Below are 22657 nucleotides of genomic sequence, written 5' to 3'. Positions count from 1 at the left end.
TTTCCCTTTTTGACGATTGCATCTAACACTTTGACCAATAACCGACTTGAATGGCAATCACTGTTGCCGGACGTTACGCCTTATCAAGCGATATTTGATACCGCCGCGCAGTTGGCGCCCGTGTCCTTTGCTTCCATTCAGCCTCGGCTGGAAAATGCACTGACGCTGTTTTGCCATCCACAGTCGCCACCGCGTTTCATGCTGTTGAAAGCGCAGGAAACGCGTGAGTATCTGGCATTGATAGCCCAGGCAGTTGAGCAACTGCAACCGCAGAATACCGCGTTTAAGGGCAGTCACTATGTGATCCAAGGCAGCAAAGTCAGCGTTGAACCCGCAAGCCAGGGTGATGAAGCCTTTGCGGCCGGTGGCGCCTGTGTGTTTCAGGAGTGGATTGAGCCGGAGCAGCTGTTTGGCTGCGTCAGGATCCACAACAATGAAATCAGCTTGCAACCCGGTCTGGTACATAAAGCCAACGGTGGCGTGCTGATCCTGTCGGCACGTTCCCTGCTGGCTCAGCCGTTACTGTGGCTGCGCTTGAAGCAAATGATCACCCAGCGCCAATTCCATTGGGTTTCCCCGGATGAAACGCGACCGCTGCCGATTGCCATTCCCCCGATGCCGTTGGAATTACGGCTAATCGTTGTGGGCGATCGCCACGGCCTGGCCGATTTCCATGATATCGAGCCGGAGCTGAGCGAGCAGGCGGTCTACGGCGAATACGAAGAAGATCTGCAACTCACCGAAATCGATGACATGGTGCAATGGTGTGGCTACGTCAATGCCCTTATCGACGAGAAGCAGCTACCACCGCTGGCCGCCGATGCCTGGTATCCGTTAATGGTTCAAGCCGTGCGTCACAGCGGCGATCAGGGCAATCTGCCGCTCTCCCCGCTGTGGATCAGCCAACAACTTTCTGAAGCGGCGCTGTATGCCGAGGAAGAGAGCATCACCGCCAAAGCATTCGAAGCCGCATTGAATGCCCGCGAGTGGCGTGAAAGCTACCTCGCAGAGCGGATGCAGGATGAAATTGAGCTGGGCCAAATCCTGATTGAAACCGAGGGGGAGGTCGTCGGCCAGATCAACGGCCTGTCGGTGTTGGAATATCCTGGCCACCCACGCAGCTTTGGCGAACCATCTCGCATCAGCTGTGTGGTGCATCTTGGCGATGGCGAATTTACCGACGTCGAGCGCAAAGCCGAACTTGGCGGTAATCTGCATGCTAAAGGCATGATGATTATGCAGGCGTTCCTGATTTCCGAACTGGAACTGGACCAGCCGCTGCCCTTCTCGGCTTCAATCGTGTTTGAGCAATCTTACGGCGAAGTGGATGGCGACAGCGCCTCACTGGCCGAGTTATGTGCGCTTATCAGTGCACTCTCGTCGCAGCCAATTACCCAGCAGATTGCGGTAACCGGCTCCGTCGACCAATTCGGCAATGTTCAGCCTATTGGCGGCGTCAACGAGAAGATCGAAGGCTTTTTCGAAGTTTGCCAACGTCGCGGTTTGACAGGCAAACAGGGCATCATCATGCCCGCTACCAACGTGCGCCACCTGTGTCTACGCCAGGACGTAGTCGATGCGGTGCGCGAGGGGCAATTCCATCTGTGGGCCGTCGACAGCGCCGCAGAGGCCTTGCCATTACTCACCGGTTATCCTTACTCTGATGAACAGCAACCTAATCTGTTAGCTGCGATTCAGGAACGGATTGCACAGGTGAATCCGCAGGAACGCCGGCGCTGGCCGTGGCCACTTCGTTGGCTCAACTGGTTCAACCACGGCTGATCGGACTTGTTCAGCGTACACGTGTAAGCTAATCTGCGCCCTTCATTAAAATAAGGTTTACTGAGAACATGGTAGAAAAACGCGACTCCTATACGAAAGAAGACCTCGAAGCATCCGGCCGTGGCGAGCTGTTTGGCGCCGGCGGCCCGCCGTTGCCGGCAGGTAATATGTTGATGATGGACCGCGTGGTCAAGATGACCGAAGACGGTGGTACCCACAACAAAGGCTATGTGGAAGCGGAACTGGATATCAATCCTGACCTGTGGTTCTTCGGTTGCCACTTTATCGGCGATCCAGTGATGCCAGGCTGCCTGGGTCTGGATGCCATGTGGCAGTTGGTAGGCTTCTACCTCGGCTGGCTGGGTGGCGAAGGCAAAGGTCGTGCGCTGGGCGTGGGTGAAGTTAAATTCACCGGCCAGGTATTGCCGACCGCGAAGAAAGTCACCTACCGCATCAACTTCAAACGCGTGATCATCCGTAAGCTGATTATGGGTGTGGCAGATGGTGAAGTTCTGGTCGACGGCCAGGTGATTTACACCGCCAGCGATCTTAAAGTGGGCCTGTTCAAGGACACTGCTGCGTTCTAATCGCAATCACGGCGGCCCTTCCCGGTCGCCGTTTTATTTCCCCGCCGCTATTATGCCCTGTGCTTTAAACCTCAGGTTCATGGCGGCTAAATAGTAACTACAATTATTGTAGTTACCAGGAGGTATGCCATGCAGAAAACCCGTTTTGACAACATGCCATGCCCAGTAGCCCGCTCACTGGACCGCGTGGGAGAATGGTGGAGCATCCTGATACTTCGCGATGCGTTCCATGGCCTATCGCGGTTTGATGAATTCCAGCAAAGCCTGGGGCTTTCGCCCACCATATTGACCCGCCGCCTGAGATACCTGGTGGAAAGCGGTATCCTGCATAAGCAGCGATATCAAACCCGGCCAGTACGGTATGAGTATCTGCTCACCGAACGCGGCAAAGATTTCTTCCCAGTGCTCGCGGCCCTGTTCCATTGGGGAAATACCCATCTGGCCGATGACGGCATTAGCGCGGAACTGGTCGACCGCCGTACCGGGCAGCCAATACGCGTAGAACTGATCGACAGCATTACCCGGCAGCCTATCGCGCTGCATAATATTACCTTAGCGCCAGGGCCGGCAGCGACCGACGGTATGCGCCAACGCGCGGCCCTGATGCAGCAGAACCTTTCTGCATTCCCCCCCGAATCATCCAAGGAGTCACTATGAACAGTCGTCGTATAGTCATTACCGGCATGGGCGCCGTTTCGCCACTGGGATGCGGCGTAGAGGCTATCTGGCAGCGTCTGCTGAATGGCCAGTCCGGTATTCGTCCTCTCCCGGAAGAGATCGTTGCCGACCTGCAGGTTAAAATCGGCGGGCAGGTGCCTTCACTGGAGCAGGACGCCGAGGCAGGTTTTGACCCCGACAGCTCCGTAGCGCCAAAAGACCAAAAGAAAATGGACCGCTTTATTCTGCTGGCGATGGCGGCGGCCGATGAGGCCATTCGTCAGGCAGGCTGGACAGCGGATACGGAAGATAAGCAGGAGCGCACCGCAACCGTGATTGCCTCCGGTATCGGTGGCTTTCCGGCGATTGCTCACGCGGTGCGTACCACCGACAGCCGGGGTGCCAAACGCCTTTCGCCATTTACCATTCCTTCGTTCCTGGTCAATCTGGCGGCCGGTCATGTGTCTATTAAGCACCAGTTCAAGGGCCCGATCGGCGCCCCCGTTACCGCTTGTGCAGCAGGCGTCCAGGCTATTGGTGACGCGGTGCGCATGATTCGTAACGATGAGGCCGATATCGCGCTGTGTGGCGGTACAGAAGCCGCAATCGACACCGTCAGCCTCGGGGGCTTTGCCGCAGCGCGCGCCATGTCCACGACGTCACCAGAAGAGGCAGAAAAAGCCTCTCGGCCATTCGACAGTGCCCGCAACGGTTTTGTCATGGGGGAAGGTGCCGGCATGTTGGTTATTGAAACGCTGGAACATGCGCTGGCGCGTGGTGCCACACCACTGGCAGAAATTGTCGGCTACGGTACCAGTGCCGATGCCTACCACATGACCTCCGGTGCTGAAGACGGTGATGGCGCCTATCGCGCAATGAAAATTGCGCTGAAACAGGCCGGTGTCGCACCGGAGCAAATTCAGCACCTGAATGCCCACGCGACCTCAACACCCGTCGGTGATTTGGGTGAGATCAACGCCATTAAACACCTGTTCGGTACCGGGGGCAGCGTAGCCATCACGTCGACCAAATCCGCTACGGGACATTTACTCGGGGCTGCAGGCGGGCTGGAAACCATATTTACGGCGCTGGCACTGCGCGATCAGATCGCACCAGCCACGCTGAATCTGGATAATCCAGACCCGGCGGCCGAGGGATTGCATTTGGTGGCCAATAAAGCGCAACCAATGACCATCAACTACGCGCTGTCGAACGGCTTTGGCTTTGGCGGCGTGAATGCGAGTATCTTGCTGAAACGCTGGCAGGAATAAGACGGTTTAAACAAAAACCTCCGCCCGGAGCGGAGGTTATTCCTTTTTTTTGACAGAGAGCCGCTTAAGCGGTCACAGCCCTGTCTTCCATGGCTTCTCGCCAACCTCCCAGCCATTGAGACCGGGCGTCCACAGATGATTGGTAGGGACAATATTCCCTAGAACGCCCTAAGATACCTGCCTGATAACCTCGTGAATGCGCCCTTTCCAGACGATCGCGTTTCTGTCTCTTCATGCCTCGTTTCCCTCATATTTGGTCTGGTGGAAAGAAAACAATGGCTGCTTTTTGTGCAGCCACGTATAAGCAATAGCGCTAAATGAAGGGAAGATCAATGCGCAAAATTCACGCCAATGTCATATTTGTGAGCTACACACGCAGAATTGGCTAAGTGGCTGATATGCCGAGGAAGAGGTTAACTGATTGAAATAAAATAAAAATCCCTCCCGACGAAAAGTTTTAATATTTTTCATCGGAAGGGATTAGACCTTTTTAGTCCAAATTATGACTAAAAACGACCGGCCTGCGAGGCGATGGACTGCGCCTCTTGCTGCCAGCCTTGCGCCAGGGTACGGACTAACGCATCGTAACCATCCTCGCCCTGTTTCAGCTCCAGGCTGAATGGCCGTTTGGTCAGCTTGCCTTGATGACTCAGCACCCATTCGCCACGAATAATCGCCTTGCCATCAAAACGACCATGGAAACCGCTGACCGTCACGTTCAACACATCCTGATCGCTGCTCATCGGCTGGGAGGAGACCACCCAGCCCGGCAATGCGCTGCTCAGGTTAGTGACCAGCGTTTGCTGCAGCTGCTGGTCGAGCGGGCTGGCCCACAGGTTATTCTGAGCAATAACGTACTGCACATCATTGGTTTGATAAACCACGCCGTTCTGCGCCAGATAATCCGCCACGGTGACGTGTTCCAACCACAGTTGGCGAGAAGTCTCACCGCCGCTCACCTGTGTCGGCACACCCAGCGCCGGCAGTTGGTAATAGGTTTTCTGTGGTGTGCTGCTACAGGCGCTGAGTACCAGCGCCAGGGCTATAGGAATCCATTTCATCATTTATTGGCCTTCTTCGGCTGAGGATCGTTACTGCCCGCGGCTTCAAATACCAGCGCGTTGCTCTTTTCATTCAGGGTGCGCAGCACTGGCTGCAACTCACGCAGCACCTGATCGAGACGTTGCATATCGCCGACCATCTTGTTGTAGGCCGGTGAACCTGGCTGGAAGCCTTTCATGCTGCGATTCAGCTCCTGCAGCGTTTTTTGCATATCCTGCGGCAGTGCCTTCATCTCTTTACTGGCGATGATGTCGTTCAACGATTTCATGGTCTGTTGCGTCGACTTCATGGTTTTCTGACTTTCCGCCAGGGTCTTGGTCGCTTCGTTGATCATCGGATTCAATGGCATCGCGTTGATCTTATCCAAGGTCTGCATCAGTTTCTGTTGGATCTGCGCCAAACCGCCGCTGGTGGTCGGCATCAACGGATAACCAAACAGCTCACGCGGCCCTTTCCACGGTTTCTCCTGCGGATAGAAATCCAGATCGATGTACAGTGAACCGGTTAGCAGGTTGGCAGATTTGAGCGCAGCACGCATGCCGCGAGATTCAGCATCTTTCAGATGGCCTTCAATATCGAAATTGCCGCCCAACTGTTTTTGGAAACGATCGGGTTCGATGCGGATCAGCACCGGGATCCGGTAATCGTTATCCAGACGCTGCATCATACCTTCTTTATAGAATGGTACTTGCGCCACGGTCCCCAAACGGATACCGCGGAACTCAACTGGCGCACCCGGCTGCAGGCCACGGATCGAGTCGGAGAAGAACATCAGGTAATCTTTGTGTACGGTGTACAACGAATCCTGGATGCTGCGTTGGTTATCGAACAGCTGATATTCGGTTTTCTCTTTTACCTGCTCACCGCGATCCCAACCGTCCGGCACGTCAAAGCTGACGCCACCGCTGAACAGCGTAGCCAGGGATCCCATTTCTACCCGCATCCCCTGCGCAGACATGTCGAAGGCCACGCCGCTGTCTTTCCAGAAGCGAACGTTGCTGGTCACCAGTTGGTCGTAAGGTGCGGAGATGAACAGCTGATAACGCATGGCGCGCATTTTCGGATCAAAATAGCTGGTCTCTACCGAGCCAACGCGGTAGCCGCGGAACAATACCGGATCGCCGGCATTCAACTGCCCCGATTTCTCACTGTCCAGTATGATGCGCAAACCTTTGGCGTCCGGAGAAGCCAACGGTGGTGCATCCAGCAGTTGATAATCGTTTTTCTCTTTACCTTTTTTGCCCGGCTGCAGCTCGATGTAAGCACCAGACAGCAACGTACCCAGACCGGAAATGCCTTCACGGCCAATCTGCGGTTTCACCACCCAGAAGGCGGTATCCTCGCGCAGCAATTTCTCCATGCCGGAGTTTAACCGAGCCTGCACCACCACCTTGCTCAGGTCATCGCTCAGGGTCACGGTTTCCACTACACCGACGTCAACGCTACGGCTGGTGATTTTGGTTTTACCCGCCTCCAAACCTTCAGCGGTTGTGGTGACCAGCGTCACCTGAGGCCCCTGGTGGCTGAAATGGTAAAACAGGATCCAGGCGCCGATCAGCGCAGTGACGATGGGGATAATCCACACCGGCGACCAGCGCTTGATCTTTTCAACGTCCGCGACGCTATGATTATTTTCCGTCACCTTGCGGCTCCTTTTTTATTGTTTCATTTACGCGATCCCAGGTCAGCCGGGGGTCAAACGTCATGGCAGCAAACATAGTGAGGATCACCACCATGGCGAACAGCAGTGCGCCAGTAGCAGGATAAATACTCATCAATTGTCCCATCCGTACCAATGCCGAAAGCACGGCAATCACAAACACGTCGATCATTGACCAGCGGCCAACGAATTCAACCACTTCATAAATCAGGTGCATCCGTTCGCTGTCAGCCCGGGGTTTATGCCTGCCGTTAGCATCCCAGCACAACCAGCCAATCGCCAACATTTTCAACGACGGCACCATGATGCTGGCGATGAAGATCACCATCGCCACCGGATAAGATCCCTCGCCCCACAGCAGGATCACCCCGGCCATGATGGTAGAGGTGATTTTGTTGCCCAGGGCTTCGGTAACCATAATAGGCAGCAGATTAGCCGGAATATACAGCATGATAGAGGTGACAAGCAGTGCCAATGTCCATTGCAAACTGTGGCGGCGACGGACATAACCTTTGGTGTGGCAGCGTGGGCAACGGGTCATCTCGGCCGGCAGAATCGCCGTACAGCATTGGCAAGAGCGCAGGCCCTGGCGCAACCCGATGTGCCCAACCTGCATTGGACGATCGAGCCGCGGTGCAGGTTCAATGTCATTCCATAACCAGCGGCGATCGACACATTGGAAGGCGCGCACCTGCAGCAGACAGAACAGGCAATAAGGCACAAAGCTGCTGCCGATACCGATATCGCCATAGGCCATCAGCTTGACGAAGCTGACCAACACCCCTGCGAGGAAAATCTCCACCATGCACCAGGTTTTAAACTGGAACAGCATCTTGGCCATCCACTCTTTCAGGCCAAGGGGGATACGCACTCGGGCACACAGCACAATGATCGCCACCATGCAGAATGCAGGGATCAACTGTACGAACACCATAAACAACGTGGCCATGCTGGCGTAGTCTTCCGCCACCATCACCTGCGGGATCTGGATCAGTTTGATTTCGTTACCGAGGCCGGCAACGCGCATATTGATAAACGGGAAAATATTCGCCAGCAGCAGCATGAACAATGCGCTGAGTGCATAGCCGATTGGCCGCTTGCGCGGTTCCTGCCAGCGGGAGCTGAGGGTCGTTTTACAACGCGGGCATACCGCTTTTGAACCATATGCCAGCGGCGGCAAGGCCACCAACATGTCGCATTGTGGACACAGCATCAGATTGTCCTGTTGCTGTTTTGCGTGTGTTGCGTGACTGTGCTGCTCGTGATTCTCGTGGGAACACACCATAATCCTCCTTAACAACGTCGCTCACCGGTACGGCAATACCGTCCGCAGCAGCGCGCGGACGGTATTCTCAACGGTTAGCCGTTTTTCATCGCTTCCAACTCTTCCCAACGGGCGAAGGCTTCTTCCAACGCTCCTTCGGCGGCGGCCAGCGCCGTCAACACCTGTTGTGTTTCGCTGTGGGGGCGCGTGAAGAAATCAGCATCGCTCATTTGCGCCTGCAGTGCTTCAATTTCCGCTTCCAGCTGTTCAAGGCGTTGCGGCAACTGTTCCAGTTCGCGTAACAAGTTATAGCTCAGTTTAGCCGCCGGTTTCTTGGGCTGTTCAGCCTTTTTCTCCGCCGCCGGCTTATTCTGTTCAGCCGCGACCTGGCGAATAGGTTTTGCCGTTGCGCGCTGGTGGTGCGCATCGTAATAACCGCCGACAAAGGTGCTGATCTCGCCGTTGCCTTCAAAGATCCAGCACTCGGTCACGGAGTTGTCGACGAATTGACGATCGTGGCTCACCAGCAGCACTGTGCCCTGATAGCCATCGATCAACTCTTCCAGCAGCTCCAGCGTTTCGACGTCAAGATCGTTGGTTGGTTCATCGAGAATCAATAAGTTGCTTGGCTTCAGGAACAGCTTGGCCAGCAACAGACGGTTACGCTCGCCGCCTGACAATGCTTTCACCGGCGTCATGGCGCGTTTCGGATGGAACAGGAAGTCCTGCAGATAGCCCAGTACGTGACGGGAACGGCCATTGACCATCACTTCCTGCTTGCCTTCTGCCAGGTTGTCCATCACCGTACGTTCCGGATCCAGTTCGGCGCGGTGCTGGTCGAAGTAGGCCACTTCAAGCTTGGTGCCGCAATGTACGCGACCGCTGTCGGCCTTCAACTGGCCAAGCATCAGCTTCAGCAAGGTCGTCTTGCCGCAGCCGTTCGGACCGACCAGGGCAATCTTGTCGCCGCGCTGCACCTGAGCGGAGAAATTGCGCACCAGCACTTTGCCGCCGACCTGATAGTTGACGTCTTCCATCTCGAACACGATCTTGCCGGAGCGTACCGCTTCTTCAACCTGCATTTTGGCGGTGCCCATCACTTCACGACGTTCTGAACGCTCGTTACGTAATGCCTTCAGCGCACGTACGCGGCCTTCGTTACGGGTACGACGCGCCTTGATGCCCTGACGGATCCACACTTCTTCCTGCGCCAGCTTGCGGTCGAATTCGGCGTTTTGCAGCTCTTCTACCCGCAGCGCTTCTTCTTTGCTCAGCAGATACAGATCATAATTGCCCGGCCAGGACACCAGCTTGCCACGGTCGAGATCGACAATGCGCGTCGCCATGTTGCGGATAAAGGAACGGTCGTGAGAAATGAACACGATGCTGCCCTGGAACTCTTTCAGGAAGCCTTCCAGCCAGTCGATGGTGGTAATGTCCAGGTGGTTGGTCGGTTCGTCCAGCAGCAATACGCGTGGAGAGCTGACCAGCGCACGCCCCAGCGCCGCTTTACGCAGCCAACCGCCGGACAGCGAGGAAAGCTCCGCGTCCCCGTTCAGGCCCAGCTGCAACAGCACTTCGCTGATGCGGCTGTCGAGCTGCCAAAGCCCCTGGTGATCGAGGATTTCCATAATCTGCGCCATACGCGTCAGGTTTTTTTCGCTCGGATCGGTTTCCACCAGGTGCGAAATCGCGTGATAGGCCTTCAGGTGTTCCGCCTGCTCGGCCACGCCTTCGGCCACGAAATCGAATACTGTCCCGCCGATATTGCGCGGGGGATCCTGTTGCAGACGCGCAACGATCAGATCTTGCTCGTAAATCACCCGGCCATCGTCCAGCGGAATTTCTTTACCGAGGATCTTCAACAGCGTGGATTTACCGGCGCCATTACGCCCAACCAGACAAACGCGTTCGTTGTCTTCAATATGAATTTCGGTGTTATCTAAAAGCGGCGCATCGCTGAATGACAGCCAGGCACCGGACATGCTGATTAACGACATAGTAATTATTTTCCTTCGCCGGCGTGGGTAACCAGCCAGCAGTTATGAATTTGACGGTTACGGGCAAAGTCCTGCGACTGCGTCTGGGCGGTAATTTCTTTCGCCTCCAGACCCAGGGCGCTCAGGCCGGCCATATCCATCTGGAAACCGCGCTTGTTGTTCGAGAACATGATGGTCCCGTTACGACGCAGCAACCGTTTCAAATCTTGCATCAGCACCAGGTGATCGCGCTGAACGTCAAAAGTGTTCTCCATCCGCTTGGAGTTGGAGAAGGTCGGCGGATCGATAAAGATCACGTCGAATTGTTCGTCGGCATTTTGCAGCCATGACAGGCAATCCGCATGGATCAATCTGTGCTGTTTGCCGGTCAGACCGTTAACGCGCAGGTTTTTCTCTGCCCATTCGAGATAGGTACGCGACATATCCACCGTGGTGGTACTGCGCGCGCCACCCAACCCGGCGTGTACGCTGGCAGTGCCGGTATAGGCGAACAGGTTGAGGAAGTCTTTGCCCTTGCTCATCTCACCCAGCATACGGCGAGCAATGCGGTGGTCGAGGAACAGGCCGGTATCGAGATAGTCAGTCAGGTTAACCCACAGCTTGGCGTTAAACTCTTCCACCAGCAGGAACTCGCCCTTCTGTGCCAGTTTTTCATACTGGTTTTTGCCTTTCTGGCGCTCACGGGTTTTCAGGATCAGCTGATTGGACGGCAATTCCAGCACCGCCAGCGTGGCATTGATCACATCGAACAGACGTTGACGCGCTTTCTGCGCATCGATGGTTTTCGGCGGCGCGTACTCTTGTACCACCACCTTGCTGCCGTAGCGGTCTACCGCCACGTTGTATTCCGGCAGGTCAGCATCATACAGGCGATAGCATTCAATGCCCTGCTGTTTGGCCCACTTGTCGAGCTTCTTCAGGTTCTTGCGCAGGCGGTTGGCAAAATCTTCCGCAACCTGAATACCGCCGGAGCCCTGTGGGTTCTCCGCCAGTTGGTAATTTTTCTGCACGCAGTCCAACGGGCCATTTTTGGCCTTGAACTGGCGTTCGGCACGCAGCTGCAGGCAGCTCAGCAGTTCCGGCGATGCGCTGAACAATGACAACTGCCAGCCGCCGAATGCGCTCTTCATGATACGGCCCAGCATATTATGCAGGGCGATCAGCGCCGGTTCACTTTCCAGACGCTCGCCGTACGGCGGGTTGCACACTACGGTGCCCGTCGGGCCTTCCGGCAGTGGATTGGTCAGTTTAGCGACGTCGTTGACGTTAAAGGTTATCAGTTCGGCAACGCCTGCACGACGGGCATTGCCGCGCGCCATTTCAATCACCCGACGATCGATATCAGAACCGAAGAAACGTGAGGTGGTTTCTTGCAAGCCACGGCGTGCACGCACCTGTGCTTCGGTGATCACTTCGCGCCACAGATCGACGTTATGGCCATTCCAGGCGGTAAAGCCCCAATGTTGACGGTGCAGACCCGGAGCGCGATCGGAAGCTATCATCGCCGCCTCAATCAATAGCGTCCCCGAGCCACACATAGGATCGAGCATCGGAGTCCCCGGTTGCCAGCCGGAGCGTTGCACAATCGCCGCCGCCAGGCTCTCTTTCAGCGGTGCCTGGCCGGTCAGATCACGGTAGCCACGTTGATGCAGGCCTTCACCGCTCAGATCGAGCGCTACGCTGGCCATATCGCGCTGCAGGAACACATTGACGCGAATATCCGGCTGCTGCTTCGCAACCGTCGGACGCTGGTCGAGTTTGCGAGTAAAGCTGTCGACGATGGCGTCCTTAACCTTCAACGCACCATATTGGCTGTTGCGGATCTCTTCGTTCACGCCGCTGAAATGCACGGCGAAGGTTTTATCCACGCCGAAAATGTTGGTCCAGTCGATCGCCTGCACACCCAGATACAGATCCAGATCGCTGTGCACGCGGAATTCATTCAGCGGCAGCAAAATACGTGAGGCCAGACGGCTCCACAGCAAGCTTTGGTACAGAAGACGATCGTCACCCTGAAAATGTACCCCACCCTGCACTACTTTACAGGCGTGAGCGCCCAGCGCTTCCAGTTCGCTTTTTAACAGTTCTTCCAGTCCACGCGCCGTGCTGGCAAACAGAGAGTTCATATCGTACTTATCACCAAAAAGAAAATTGTTGCGCATTATAGCTAATCCAGACCGCTTGTCATAAAGTTGCTCCCTTCTATTTAATAATCGCACGGGGATAAGGGTGATTACGCTTTCGAAAATTTACGTTCATCCGGTGAAATCGCTTCGTGGTTTGCAGCTTTCGCACGCGCAGGCTTCCAGCAGTGGATTGGCTTTCGACCGTACCTTTATGATCACCGAACCGGATGGCACCTTTATTACCGCGCGCCAATATCCGCAAATGGTGATGTTCACCCCGGCTCTGCTGCCCGATGGGCTATTCCTGACCGCGCCGGACGGAGAAAGCGCGGCCATCCGCTTCAGCGATTTCGCCCCTGAGGCGCAACCGACCGAAGTTTGGGGCAATCATTTCACCGCCCTGATTGCGCCGGCAGCGATTAACAGCTGGCTGAGCGGTTATTTCCAGCGTGAAGTGCAGCTGCGTTGGCTTGGCCCCGAGCTGACCCGCCGCGTGAAAAAACACCCGGAAATCCCCCTTTCTTTCGCCGACGGCTATCCTTATTTGCTGATCAACGAAGCCTCATTCAACGATTTGCAGCAGCGTTGCCCCGGCAGCATCAAGCTTGAGCAGTTCCGCCCCAATCTGGTGGTCACCGGCGCGAATGCCTGGGCCGAGGATGGTTGGCAGGTGATCCGCGTCGGTGACGTGATGTTTGATCTGGTCAAGCCCTGTAGCCGCTGCGTGTTGACCACCGTCAGCACCGAGCGGGGGCGCAAGCACTCAAGCGGCGAACCGCTGAGCACTCTGCAGAAATTCCGCACGGCTGATAACGGCGATATCGATTTTGGCCAGAATATGGTGGCGCGCAGCAGCGGTATTATCCGCGTCGGCGATAGAGTAGAAGTGTTATCCACCAAGCCGCCACGCCCTTATAGCGCAGGAAAAGTGGTTGAGAGCGTGCAGGCACCGCAGGACAGTGAACATAGCGTTACTATCGAATACGCGGGAACGGTGTTTACCGGCAATAATCAGCAGATCTTACTGGAGCAGTTGGAACAGCAAGGGCTCCGCGTGCCTTATTCATGCCGTGCGGGAATTTGCGGAAGTTGTCGCATAACCTTGGTCAGTGGCGAAGTGGCGCCGCTGAAGAAAAGTGCGGTAGCCAACAATGGCACCATCCTTTGCTGCAGCTGTATTCCAAAAAGCGATTTGACGCTGGCGTAATCGCCGTTATACCGCCCTGTCGTAAGCCGGGGCGGAGGTTTCATCTTGCGCGCAGGGTTTAAGGCGATCGTGCATCACTTTGATGGCGTCACCCAGAACCATAGTGCGACCAGCGACGGAGAGTTGGTTTTGCGCCAGCAGGCATAGGCTGGCGTTATCACCGGCTTCCACCACCAGCAGACGCGCTTCAACGCCGCTCTCCATCACCTTCACCGCCGCTAATTCGCCATTTTTCGGCTGCAACGGGTAATGCTGCTGCGAGAAATGCCAGCTTTTCGGCATCAGCGGTTTCAGGAAGCGATAGGCCACCAGGGCATTTAATACCAGTTCGGCGCGTTGTTCATGGCTGAGCTTTATCTGTTTGCACTGCTCTTCATAATTAAAATAAAGCGCCGCGTCATCCACACAGAAAGAACACTCATCAAAGGCATCCGGCGTTAACATTTTGGCAGGAAAACGCGAGCGGAAGATCATCCCATTGGCTAAATCCAGCATTAGCCGATCGTGTTCGGCGTCAAAATACCAACGCCAATTATCGTCAGGTTTTATCTTCATGTCTTATCCTTCTCGCTGCCCATGCCACGCCGTATTTACCCTAAAAGGTGATTTTATCACCACTCAAGTCGCTTAAACATCGGATAATTCCGCGAACGATATTTATGCTAGTGGACAAAATATAGACGAGCCGGGGGAAGAAATAAACCCCCGGCTGAAAATGAAAGGAAAAATATTAGATGTAGTTAACGATATCTTTAATCAGGCGCGGACCTTTGAAGATAAATCCGGAATAAATTTGTACCAGCGAAGCACCGGCCGCCATTTTTTCCCGTGCGGCCATCAGGGAATCAATTCCGCCAACGCCGATAATCGGTAAACGCCCTTGCAGCTCTAGCGACAAACGACGGATCACTTCGGTGCTGCTCGCCTGCAGCGGACGACCACTCAGGCCCCCCATTTGCTCGCAATAATTCAGCCCCTGGATCAATTTACGATCCAGCGTGGTATTGGTCGCGATCACACCATCAATATTATGGCGCACCAAACTGTCGGCTATTTGGATCAATTCTTCTTCTGAAAGATCCGGTGCGATCTTTACCGCCACCGGCACATATTTGTGATGGCGCGCATGCAATTCCTGCTGCTTATTTTTAATGGCGGCCAAAAGATCGTCTAACGCTTCGCCGTACTGTAAGGATCGTAACCCCGGCGTATTGGGTGACGAAATGTTAATCGCGATATAACCGGCATACGGATAAACTTTATCCATACAGATCAGATAATCGTCTTTTCCTTGCTCGACCGGGGTATCTTTATTCTTACCGATATTAATCCCCAGAATACCGCCGAAATGGGATTTCTTAACGTTTTCAACCAGATTATCCACGCCCTGGTTATTAAAGCCCATTCGGTTGATCAGGCCTTCCGCTTCCACGATGCGGAACAGACGCGGTTTATCATTGCCCGACTGCGGGCGTGGCGTCACGGTGCCAACTTCGACAAAGCCAAAGCCCATGGCACCAAATGCGTCGATGCACTCGCCGTCTTTATCCAGGCCGGCGGCCAAACCCAAAGGATTTTTAAAAGAGAGCCCCATGCAGCTTACTGGCTTGGTCGGCACAGACTGGCGAATAACAAATTCTAACGGGGTGCCGGTGATGCGGCGGAGCTGATGAAAAGTCAATTCATGCGCACGCTCGGGATCGAGCTGGAACAACGCTTTTCTGATGAGGGGGTAGTACATGTACTCTCCTGATTTCCCGGTTGCAAACCGGGGGCGTATTATCCGGTATCCCTTGGCCAATTGGAATTGATTAAAAGCAAAAAAAGCGTTTTTAACGCAATCGTTTCCCCTGACGGGGAGCCAATGCCCCGCCAATCCGCATTTACGCATATCAAAATCAAAAAATGAGATTTAAGTAACCCGCCCCTTTGCTGATAGGTTTAAAACACTTCTCGACGATTTTTTAATTAAACCTAACTTTTAGTTATAAGGAGTGGTAATGCGCGTTATATCACTGTCCGGGAGCCCTCGCATCCCATCACGTTCAGCGGCCCTGCTTTCCTTGAGTAAGAATTGGTTGCAGCAGCAAGGCGTAGAAGTGATCTCCTACACCCTGCACGACTTTGACGCAGAAGACTTGCTGTACGCCAATTTCAATAGCCCGGCGATAAAAGCCTTTACCGAGCAACTGGCTTTGGCCGACGGCCTGTTGGTCTCTACGCCGGTGTATAAGGCCTCGTTTTCCGGTGCGCTGAAAACCCTGCTGGATCTGCTGCCTGAGCGAGCGCTTGACCATAAGGTGGTGTTACCCCTGGCTACCGGCGGTTCTATTGGTCATATGTTGGCAGTGGACTATGCCCTCAAACCGGTGTTGGCGGCATTGAAAGCTCAGGAAGTGCTGCACGGGGTGTTCGCCGACGACAGCCAGGTGGTGTTGAGCGGTGAAGATATCACGCTGTCCGACGGGCTGGCATCGCGGTTGGAAGAAGCTCTGGAAAGCTTCTACCTGGCACTCGGTCGCCGTAAACCTCCCCAGGCAAAACTCTCCCCGTCTCTGTTTGCGCGTCAAACCGCCTGACAGCACGCTCTATATAAGGAAAGAGAATGACGCGACTTTCATCACTTGGCCGTTGGCTTGGCACTGGCGCTTTGGCCGGCATCATCTCACTGGCGTGGATCAATTCCGCCAGCGCACAGGATCCGGCGCAGTTTCGTATCGGTTATCAAAAAGGATCGGTCAGTCTGGTACTGGCAAAATCACACCGCCTGCTGGAACAGCGTTTCCCCACCACCAAAATCAGTTGGATCGAATTCCCCGCCGGCCCGCAGATGCTTGAGGCGTTGAACGTCGGCAGTATCGATCTGGGCAGCACCGGCGATATTCCGCCGATCTTTGCCCAGGCCGCCGGGGCGGATCTGCTGTATGTCGGCGTAGAGCCACCTAAACCCAAGGCGGAAGTGATCCTGGTGCCGGAAAATAGCCCGATCAAAACCGTCGCTGATTTGAAAGGCCACAAAGTCGCCTTCCAGAAAGGCTCCAGTTCCCACAACCTGCTGCTGCGTTCGCTGCAAAAAGCCGGACTGAAATTCACCGATATCCAACCGGTTTACCTGACGCCGGCAGATGCCCGCGCCGCATTCCAGCAGGGCAACGTCGATGCCTGGACCATTTGGGACCCGTACTATTCCGCAGCCTTGTTGCAGGGCGGCGTGCGGGTGCTGGGTGACGGCACCGATTTGAATCAAACCGGCTCCTTCTATCTGGCGGTGCGCACTTATACCGAAGCTAACGGGCCGTTTATTCAGCAGGTGCTCGATGAGTTGACCAAAGCGGATGCACTGACCCAAAGCGACCGGGCGCAAAGCGTCACGCTGCTGGCGAACGCCATGGGGCTGCCGGAAAAAGTGATCTCGTCTTATTTGGATCACCGCCCACCGACCGCCATCAAACCGCTGGACGCACGCACCATTGCCGCCCAGCAGCAAACCGCCGATCTGTTTTACGCCAACCGTCTGGTGCCCGTGAAGGTCGATATCTCGCAACGCATCTGGCGCCCGAGCGCACAATAATTTTGGAGAATAGACGATGAGCCTGAACGTATTCTGGTTTTTACCAACCCATGGCGACGGCCACTATCTCGGCAGCACCGAAGGCGCGCGTAGCGTCGATTACGGCTATTTGCAGCAAATTGCCCAAGCGGCCGATCGGCTGGGGTTCGGCGGCGTGTTGATCCCCACCGGCCGTTCTTGTGAAGACTCCTGGCTCGTGGCCGCATCGTTAATTCCTGTTACTCAGCGGCTGAAGTTCCTGGTGGCTTTGCGCCCCGGCATAATTTCGCCCACCCTGGCGGCTCGCCAGGCGGCGACGCTGGATCGTCTTTCCAATGGTCGAGCGTTGTTCAACCTGGTTACCGGCGGCGATCCCGAGGAGCTGGCGGCGGAAGGGCTGCATCTGAATCACGAAGAACGTTACGAGGCTTCGGCAGAGTTCACCCACGTTTGGCGAAAGGTGCTGGAAGGGGAAACCGTCGATTTCGATGGCAAGCATATTCAGGTAAAGGGGGCAAAGCTGCTGTACCCGCCGGTGCAACAACCACGTCCGCCGCTGTATTTCGGCGGATCCTCTGCCGCTGCGCAGGATCTGGCCGCCGAACAGGTTGAAATGTACCTCACCTGGGGAGAACCCCCGGCGCAGGTGAAAGAAAAAATTGCCGAGGTCCGCGCCAAAGCAGCGGCCAAAGGTCGCAAGGTGCGCTTCGGCATTCGCCTGCACGTGATCGTGCGTGAAACTACCGAAGAAGCCTGGCGTGCAGCAGACCGACTGATTGCCAATCTGGATGAAAAAACCATCGCCGATGCACAAAAGGCATTTGCCCGCTTTGACTCTGTAGGGCAACGACGCATGGCAGCCCTCCACGGCGGCAAAAAAGACAATCTGGAGATCAGCCCCAATCTGTGGGCCGGGGTGGGCCTGGTCCGTGGCGGGGCCGGTACTGCCCTGGTCGGCGACGGCCCGACGGTGGCGGCGCGCATGCAGGAATATGCCGATCTGGGCATCGATACCTTTATCCTGTCCGGCTACCCGCATCTGGAAGAAGCCTATCGCGTCGGCGAACTGCTGTTCCCCCATCTTGACCTGGTGGAAAACCAAATCCCCACGCAGCGCAAACCGGTCAAGGCCCAGGGAGAAGTGGTGGCCAATATCTATATTCCGCAAAAAGCGTCGCAAAGCTGAGGAGCCTCCTTATGGCTAAGGGTACACAACGCATATTGCACCGGCTGGCCCCCTGGGCATTGCCGGTAGCGCTGGTGGTTATCTGGCAAATCTCCGTCGAGGCGGGGTGGCTGTCGAACCGTATTCTGCCGGCACCGAGCGCGGTCGTCACCGCCTTCTGGACGCTAACCAAAAGCGGCGAGTTGTGGCAACACCTGACGATCAGCAGTTGGCGCGCACTGATCGGTTTTAGCATCGGCGGCAGCATTGGGCTGGTGCTGGGCTTTATCACCGGTCTGTCGCGTTGGGGCGAGCGCCTGTTGGACAGCTCCGTGCAGATGATCCGCAACGTGCCGCATCTGGCGCTGATCCCGCTGGTGATCCTGTGGTTCGGCATCGATGAATCCGCCAAGATTTTTCTGGTGGCGTTAGGCACGCTGTTCCCCATTTATTTGAATACCTATCACGGTATCAAGAATATCGATCACGGCCTGCTTGAAATGGCGCGCAGCTACGGCCTGAGCGGTTTCCAGCTCTTTGCTCAGGTGGTTTTGCCGGGCGCTCTGCCGTCGATTATGGTCGGCGTTCGTTTCGCGTTGGGCTTTATGTGGCTGACGCTGATCGTGGCCGAAACCATTTCCGCCAATTCGGGTATCGGTTATCTGGCGATGAACGCACGTGAATTCTTGCAGACCGACGTGGTGGTGGTGGCGATTGTGCTTTATGCCCTGCTCGGCAAGCTGGCGGACGTCAGCGCACAGTTGCTGGAACGCGTCTGGTTGCGCTGGCACCCGGCCTATCAACTGAAACAAGGAGAAGCGCTATGACGACTCCCGCTCGAATTCCCCAAGGGACGCCGGTCACGCTCGAGTCCATTGCCAAGCGCTACGGTAACCGCACCGTGCTGGACAATATTCAATTGCGCATCAGCGCGGGACAGTTTGTCGCCGTGGTCGGCCGCAGTGGCTGCGGTAAAAGCACGCTGCTGCGTCTAATGGCAGGACTGGAAAAAGCCACCAGCGGCGCCTTGCTGAGCGGGAATGCGCCCCTTGCCAGCGCCAGAGACGATACCCGCTTAATGTTTCAGGACGCCCGCCTGCTACCGTGGAAAAAGGTGATCGACAATGTGGGCCTTGGCCTGCGCGGTAACTGGCGTGCCGATGCGTTGCAAGCGCTGGAAGCCGTCGGGCTGGCCGACCGCGCCAACGAGTGGCCAGCGGCCTTGTCCGGAGGACAAAAACAACGAGTGGCTCTGGCACGTGCGCTGATCCACCGTCCACGCCTGTTGCTGTTGGACGAACCTTTGGGGGCGCTCGACGCCTTGACGCGGATTGAAATGCAGGGATTGATTGAAGGGTTGTGGCAACAGCACGGTTTCACCGTATTGCTGGTGACGCATGACGTCAGTGAAGCCATTGCGTTGGCGGATCGCGTCATTTTGATTGAGGAAGGCCGTATCGGCCTGGATCTGACCGTCGACCTGCCGCGCCCACGACGCAAAGGGTCAGTCAAACTGGCAGAGTTGGAGGCCGAGGTGCTGGACAGAGTATTGTCTCCGCCCTCCCCCTTAAGCCAGGCCACACGCCGCGCAGCAAATTAAAAAAGGGACGGCATGCCGTCCCTTCCTAGACTTACGCGTCGAGCGCCTTGGTGATTTTCTCGAACAGGTCGCCGGACAAATTCTCCAGCCCTTTCAACTGTTCAAGCGCTTTGCGCATTAATGCCTGACGTGAAGCATCGTAGCGTTTCAAGCGGATCAAAGGTTCGATCAGGCGAGCAGCAATCTGCGGGTTGCGCTGGTTCAAATCGCTGAGGATTTCCACCAGGAACTGATAGCCACTGCCGTCCGCTGCATGAAACGCCGCCGGGTTGGCAGAAGCAAAGCCCCCAATCAATGAGCGTGTGCGGTTTGGATTGCTCAGGCTGAATGAACGGTGTTTCAGCAACCCACGCACTTTGGTCAGCACGTCCGCCGCCGGGCTGGTCGCCTGCAGCACAAACCACTTGTCCATCACCAGACCATCCTGGTGCCAGCGTTCGTCAAAGGCCGCCAACAGCGCGTCGCGGCAAGGCAATTGCGCCGCCACCGCAGCGGCCAGAGCCGCCAGCGAATCGGTCATATTATCCGCCTGGCGATACTGCTCCGTCACCAATCGGTCGGCCAGCGCTTCATCGCCAAAGGCCAGGTAACCCAGGCACACGTTGCGCAGCGCACGTTTCGCGATGTCAGCATGTTCAACCCGGTAGCCGTCGGTCTTGTTAGCGTGATAAACCGCCAGCCACTCATCGGCCATTTCCTTCGCCAGACAGCGGACGATCGCTTCGTGCACCACGGCGATCGCTTCAGGATCGATAGTGGCAAACAGCTCGGCAATTTCACTTTCTGAAGGCAACGTCAGGATCTGTGCAGCCAACGCCGGATCCAACTTCTCGTCCAACAATACGGCGCGGAACGCATCAACAACGTGCAGCGGCAGCGACAACGGCTGTTGTTGCTGATGTTTGGCCACGTTCAGTTTGATGTAGGTCGCCAGCAGGCTCTGTGCCGCATCCCAACGGGCAAACTCATTGCGAGCATGCTGCATCAGGAAGGTCAATTGCTGATCGCTGTACGGATAATCCAGTTTAACCGGTGCAGAGAACTCACGTAGCAGGGACGGTACCGGCTTGTGCGCCACGCCATCAAACACGAAGGTCTGTTCCGCTTCGGTGACGTTAAGCACGTTATTGATCGGCGAGACGTTTCTCTGCAGGGCAATCACGTTGCCTTGTGCATCGTACAGTTCAATATCCAGCGGGATATGCAGCGGCAGTTTTTCCGGCTGATCGGCGGTCGGCGCGGTTTTCTGGCTGACGTGCAGACGGTACTGGTGGTGCTCGGCGTCGTATTCGTCACGAACCGTCAGTAACGGCGTACCAGACTGGCTGTACCAGCGGCGAAACAGCGACAGGTCAACGTTGGACGCATCTTCCATCGCCTGAACGAAATCGTCACAGGTCGCCGCACTGCCGTCGTGACGCTCGAAGTACAGCTGAATCCCCTTCTGGAACTGTTCTTCTCCCAGCAGCGTATGCATCATGCGGATCACTTCAGAACCTTTCTCGTACACCGTCAGGGTGTAAAAGTTGTTCATTTCGATCACTTTGTCCGGACGAATAGCATGCGCCATTGGGCTGGCATCTTCGGCGAACTGCGCACCGCGCATAACGCGCACATTATCGATACGGTTGACCGGACGTGAGCCCAAATCGGAGCTGAACTCCTGATCGCGGAATACCGTCAGCCCTTCCTTCAGGCTGAGCTGGAACCAGTCACGACAGGTCACGCGGTTGCCGGTCCAGTTGTGGAAATATTCGTGGCCGATCACCGCCTCGATATTCAGGTAATCCTTGTCGGTGGCGGTTTCGGCTTTCGCCAGCACGTATTTGGAGTTAAAAATATTTAACCCTTTGTTCTCCATCGCGCCCATATTGAAGAAGTCGACCGCGACGATCATATAAATGTCGAGATCGTACTCCAGGCCAAAACGGGTTTCGTCCCATTTCATCGAGTTCTTCAGCGAGGTCATTGCCCAATCGGCGCGATCCAGGTTGCCGCGGTCAACGAACAGCTCCAGCGCCACTTCGCGACCGGAACGGGTGGTAAAGCTGTCGCGCAGCACGTCGAAATCACCCGCCACCAGCGCAAACAGATAACAGGGTTTTGGGAAAGGATCTTGCCACTGCACCCAGTGACGCCCATCTTCCAGTTCGCCCTGCCCCACGCGGTTGCCGTTTGACAACAGGAACGGGTAACGCGCCTTGTCGGCCACGATGCGAGTGGTAAACCGCGCCAGCACGTCCGGGCGGTCGAGATAATAAGTAATGTGGCGGAAGCCTTCAGCTTCACATTGGGTACACAGCGCTTCGCCGGACAGATACAGTCCTTCCAGCGCGGTGTTTTTGGCCGGGTGGATATCATTGACAATAGTCATGGTAAATTGTGCTGGCAATTGCTCGATAACCAGTTTGTTATCCTGCAACTGATAGGCTGTCCACGGCTGACCGTCGATCTCAATACTCACCAGCGTCAGGTCTTCACCGTTCAGCACCAGCGCCGCATCGGCAGCGCCCTGGCGTTTGATTTTGCTGACGGCAGTGACGCGAGTGCTCTCTGCATCCAACTCAAAATTCAGGTCAATATCAGTGATGGTGTAATCTGGCGCGCGATAATCGTGGCGATACTTCGCCTGTGGCTGTTGTGTCATAAAAACCCTTTGACGTCTCAGTGAGTTACAGGTGCCAGGCTTTCATCATTCGCCTATTTCGCCGTCGGAAAAGAGCAGA

General features: G+C 55.7%; 19 protein-coding genes. 10 read left to right on the top strand and 9 right to left on the bottom strand.

Going from position 1 to position 22657, the window contains the following annotated elements; genetic code table 11:
• The first annotated feature begins 30 nt into the window (after window positions 1-30).
• The 4 genes from H0S68_RS08575 (at window position 31) to fabF (ending at window position 4297) form a co-directional block, all read left to right on the top strand.
• On the top strand, window positions 31-1782 hold the full coding sequence (locus tag H0S68_RS08575; RefSeq protein WP_170868509.1) for a Lon protease family protein: 1752 nt from the start codon (window positions 31-33) through the stop codon (window positions 1780-1782).
• A 68-nt stretch (window positions 1783-1850) separates the two neighbouring features.
• The gene (gene fabA, locus H0S68_RS08570) at window positions 1851-2369 is read left to right on the top strand and encodes a bifunctional 3-hydroxydecanoyl-ACP dehydratase/trans-2-decenoyl-ACP isomerase (RefSeq protein WP_012006178.1); all 519 of its coding nucleotides are present in this window, start codon (window positions 1851-1853) and stop codon (window positions 2367-2369) included.
• A gap of 129 nt (window positions 2370-2498) precedes the next feature.
• Complete coding sequence (locus H0S68_RS08565) at window positions 2499-3026, top strand: winged helix-turn-helix transcriptional regulator (protein WP_048761943.1); 528 nt, start codon at window positions 2499-2501, stop codon at window positions 3024-3026.
• Entirely contained in the window at window positions 3023-4297 is a 1275-nt protein-coding gene (fabF, locus tag H0S68_RS08560) for a beta-ketoacyl-ACP synthase II (protein WP_410529310.1), read from the top strand. Before H0S68_RS08565 ends, fabF begins: the two co-directional genes overlap by 4 nt.
• A gap of 64 nt (window positions 4298-4361) precedes the next feature.
• Here fabF and rmf read toward each other — a convergent pair whose 3' ends face one another.
• From rmf to rlmKL, 6 genes are all read right to left on the bottom strand, one after another.
• On the bottom strand, window positions 4362-4532 hold the full coding sequence (rmf, locus tag H0S68_RS08555; RefSeq protein ID WP_071827009.1) for a ribosome modulation factor: 171 nt from the start codon (window positions 4530-4532) through the stop codon (window positions 4362-4364).
• 271 nt (window positions 4533-4803) lie between these two features.
• Window positions 4804-5361, bottom strand: coding sequence for a membrane integrity-associated transporter subunit PqiC (gene pqiC, locus H0S68_RS08550; RefSeq protein ID WP_262244447.1), 558 nt, complete (start codon window positions 5359-5361; stop codon window positions 4804-4806).
• The gene (pqiB, locus tag H0S68_RS08545; protein WP_116690804.1) at window positions 5358-7001 is read right to left on the bottom strand and encodes an intermembrane transport protein PqiB; all 1644 of its coding nucleotides are present in this window, start codon (window positions 6999-7001) and stop codon (window positions 5358-5360) included. Before pqiB ends, pqiC begins: the two co-directional genes overlap by 4 nt.
• Window positions 6988-8304, bottom strand: coding sequence for a membrane integrity-associated transporter subunit PqiA (gene pqiA, locus H0S68_RS08540; RefSeq protein ID WP_020826165.1), 1317 nt, complete (start codon window positions 8302-8304; stop codon window positions 6988-6990). The genes pqiB and pqiA overlap by 14 nt, the downstream gene beginning before the upstream one ends.
• A gap of 74 nt (window positions 8305-8378) precedes the next feature.
• A complete protein-coding gene (locus tag H0S68_RS08535) occupies window positions 8379-10283 on the bottom strand; it encodes an ABC transporter ATP-binding protein (RefSeq protein ID WP_046373980.1) in 1905 nt (634 codons plus the stop codon).
• Between the two features lie 5 nt (window positions 10284-10288).
• Window positions 10289-12409: a bifunctional 23S rRNA (guanine(2069)-N(7))-methyltransferase RlmK/23S rRNA (guanine(2445)-N(2))-methyltransferase RlmL gene (rlmKL, locus tag H0S68_RS08530; protein ID WP_104410963.1), complete on the bottom strand. Its 2121-nt coding sequence runs from the start codon at window positions 12407-12409 to the stop codon at window positions 10289-10291.
• 103 nt (window positions 12410-12512) lie between these two features.
• Between rlmKL and H0S68_RS08525 the strand changes: the two genes are divergently transcribed.
• Window positions 12513-13616, top strand: a complete 1104-nt coding sequence (locus H0S68_RS08525; protein ID WP_410529309.1) for a YcbX family protein — start codon at window positions 12513-12515, stop codon at window positions 13614-13616.
• 6 nt (window positions 13617-13622) lie between these two features.
• Here H0S68_RS08525 and H0S68_RS08520 read toward each other — a convergent pair whose 3' ends face one another.
• Window positions 13623-14171, bottom strand: a complete 549-nt coding sequence (locus H0S68_RS08520; RefSeq protein WP_020826161.1) for a cell division protein ZapC — start codon at window positions 14169-14171, stop codon at window positions 13623-13625.
• Between the two features lie 175 nt (window positions 14172-14346).
• Complete coding sequence (gene pyrD / locus H0S68_RS08515) at window positions 14347-15357, bottom strand: quinone-dependent dihydroorotate dehydrogenase (RefSeq protein WP_410529308.1); 1011 nt, start codon at window positions 15355-15357, stop codon at window positions 14347-14349.
• A 259-nt stretch (window positions 15358-15616) separates the two neighbouring features.
• Here pyrD and ssuE point away from each other — a divergent pair, with 259 nt between their 5' ends.
• From ssuE to ssuB, 5 genes are read left to right on the top strand one after another with little or no spacing between them, the layout of a single operon-like run.
• Window positions 15617-16195 carry an NADPH-dependent FMN reductase gene (gene ssuE / locus H0S68_RS08510; protein WP_020826159.1) on the top strand — a complete coding sequence of 193 codons (579 nt, stop codon included), beginning with the start codon at window positions 15617-15619 and terminating at the stop codon, window positions 16193-16195.
• Window positions 16196-16221: 26 nt separating this feature from the next.
• Window positions 16222-17187, top strand: a complete 966-nt coding sequence (locus tag H0S68_RS08505) for a sulfonate ABC transporter substrate-binding protein (protein WP_020826158.1) — start codon at window positions 16222-16224, stop codon at window positions 17185-17187.
• Window positions 17188-17203: 16 nt separating this feature from the next.
• A complete protein-coding gene (ssuD, locus tag H0S68_RS08500) occupies window positions 17204-18352 on the top strand; it encodes an FMNH2-dependent alkanesulfonate monooxygenase (RefSeq protein ID WP_020826157.1) in 1149 nt (382 codons plus the stop codon).
• 11 nt (window positions 18353-18363) lie between these two features.
• Entirely contained in the window at window positions 18364-19158 is a 795-nt protein-coding gene (ssuC, locus tag H0S68_RS08495; protein WP_020826156.1) for an aliphatic sulfonate ABC transporter permease SsuC, read from the top strand.
• On the top strand, window positions 19155-19931 hold the full coding sequence (ssuB, locus tag H0S68_RS08490; protein ID WP_020826155.1) for an aliphatic sulfonates ABC transporter ATP-binding protein: 777 nt from the start codon (window positions 19155-19157) through the stop codon (window positions 19929-19931). Before ssuC ends, ssuB begins: the two co-directional genes overlap by 4 nt.
• A 31-nt stretch (window positions 19932-19962) precedes the next feature.
• Here ssuB and pepN read toward each other — a convergent pair whose 3' ends face one another.
• A complete protein-coding gene (gene pepN / locus H0S68_RS08485) occupies window positions 19963-22578 on the bottom strand; it encodes an aminopeptidase N (protein WP_410529307.1) in 2616 nt (871 codons plus the stop codon).
• Window positions 22579-22657: the final 79 nt, after the last annotated feature.

The organism is Serratia sp. AXJ-M (assembly GCF_046531865.1).
Classification (GTDB): Bacteria; Pseudomonadota; Gammaproteobacteria; order Enterobacterales; family Enterobacteriaceae; genus Serratia; species Serratia liquefaciens.
The sequence above is the reverse complement of the archived record's forward strand: the minus strand, read 5'-3'. Positions and strand labels throughout refer to the sequence as shown.

Bases quoted from the DNA above. Each gene is read 5' to 3' on its own strand.
- H0S68_RS08535 (WP_046373980.1), bottom strand. From the start codon at position 10,283: ATGTCGTTAATCAGCATGTCCGGTGCCTGGCTGTCATTCAGCGATGCG.
- fabF (WP_410529310.1), top strand. From the start codon at position 3,023: ATGAACAGTCGTCGTATAGTCATTACCGGCATGGGCGCCGTTTCGCCA.
- pqiA (WP_020826165.1), bottom strand. From the start codon at position 8,304: ATGGTGTGTTCCCACGAGAATCACGAGCAGCACAGTCACGCAACACAC.
- pqiC (WP_262244447.1), bottom strand. From the start codon at position 5,361: ATGATGAAATGGATTCCTATAGCCCTGGCGCTGGTACTCAGCGCCTGT.
- fabA (WP_012006178.1), top strand. From the start codon at position 1,851: ATGGTAGAAAAACGCGACTCCTATACGAAAGAAGACCTCGAAGCATCC.
- ssuE (WP_020826159.1), top strand. From the start codon at position 15,617: ATGCGCGTTATATCACTGTCCGGGAGCCCTCGCATCCCATCACGTTCA.
- rmf (WP_071827009.1), bottom strand. From the start codon at position 4,532: ATGAAGAGACAGAAACGCGATCGTCTGGAAAGGGCGCATTCACGAGGT.
- H0S68_RS08520 (WP_020826161.1), bottom strand. From the start codon at position 14,171: ATGAAGATAAAACCTGACGATAATTGGCGTTGGTATTTTGACGCCGAA.
- pyrD (WP_410529308.1), bottom strand. From the start codon at position 15,357: ATGTACTACCCCCTCATCAGAAAAGCGTTGTTCCAGCTCGATCCCGAG.
- ssuB (WP_020826155.1), top strand. From the start codon at position 19,155: ATGACGACTCCCGCTCGAATTCCCCAAGGGACGCCGGTCACGCTCGAG.
- ssuC (WP_020826156.1), top strand. From the start codon at position 18,364: ATGGCTAAGGGTACACAACGCATATTGCACCGGCTGGCCCCCTGGGCA.
- rlmKL (WP_104410963.1), bottom strand. From the start codon at position 12,409: ATGAACTCTCTGTTTGCCAGCACGGCGCGTGGACTGGAAGAACTGTTA.
- ssuD (WP_020826157.1), top strand. From the start codon at position 17,204: ATGAGCCTGAACGTATTCTGGTTTTTACCAACCCATGGCGACGGCCAC.
- pepN (WP_410529307.1), bottom strand. From the start codon at position 22,578: ATGACACAACAGCCACAGGCGAAGTATCGCCACGATTATCGCGCGCCA.
- H0S68_RS08505 (WP_020826158.1), top strand. From the start codon at position 16,222: ATGACGCGACTTTCATCACTTGGCCGTTGGCTTGGCACTGGCGCTTTG.
- H0S68_RS08565 (WP_048761943.1), top strand. From the start codon at position 2,499: ATGCAGAAAACCCGTTTTGACAACATGCCATGCCCAGTAGCCCGCTCA.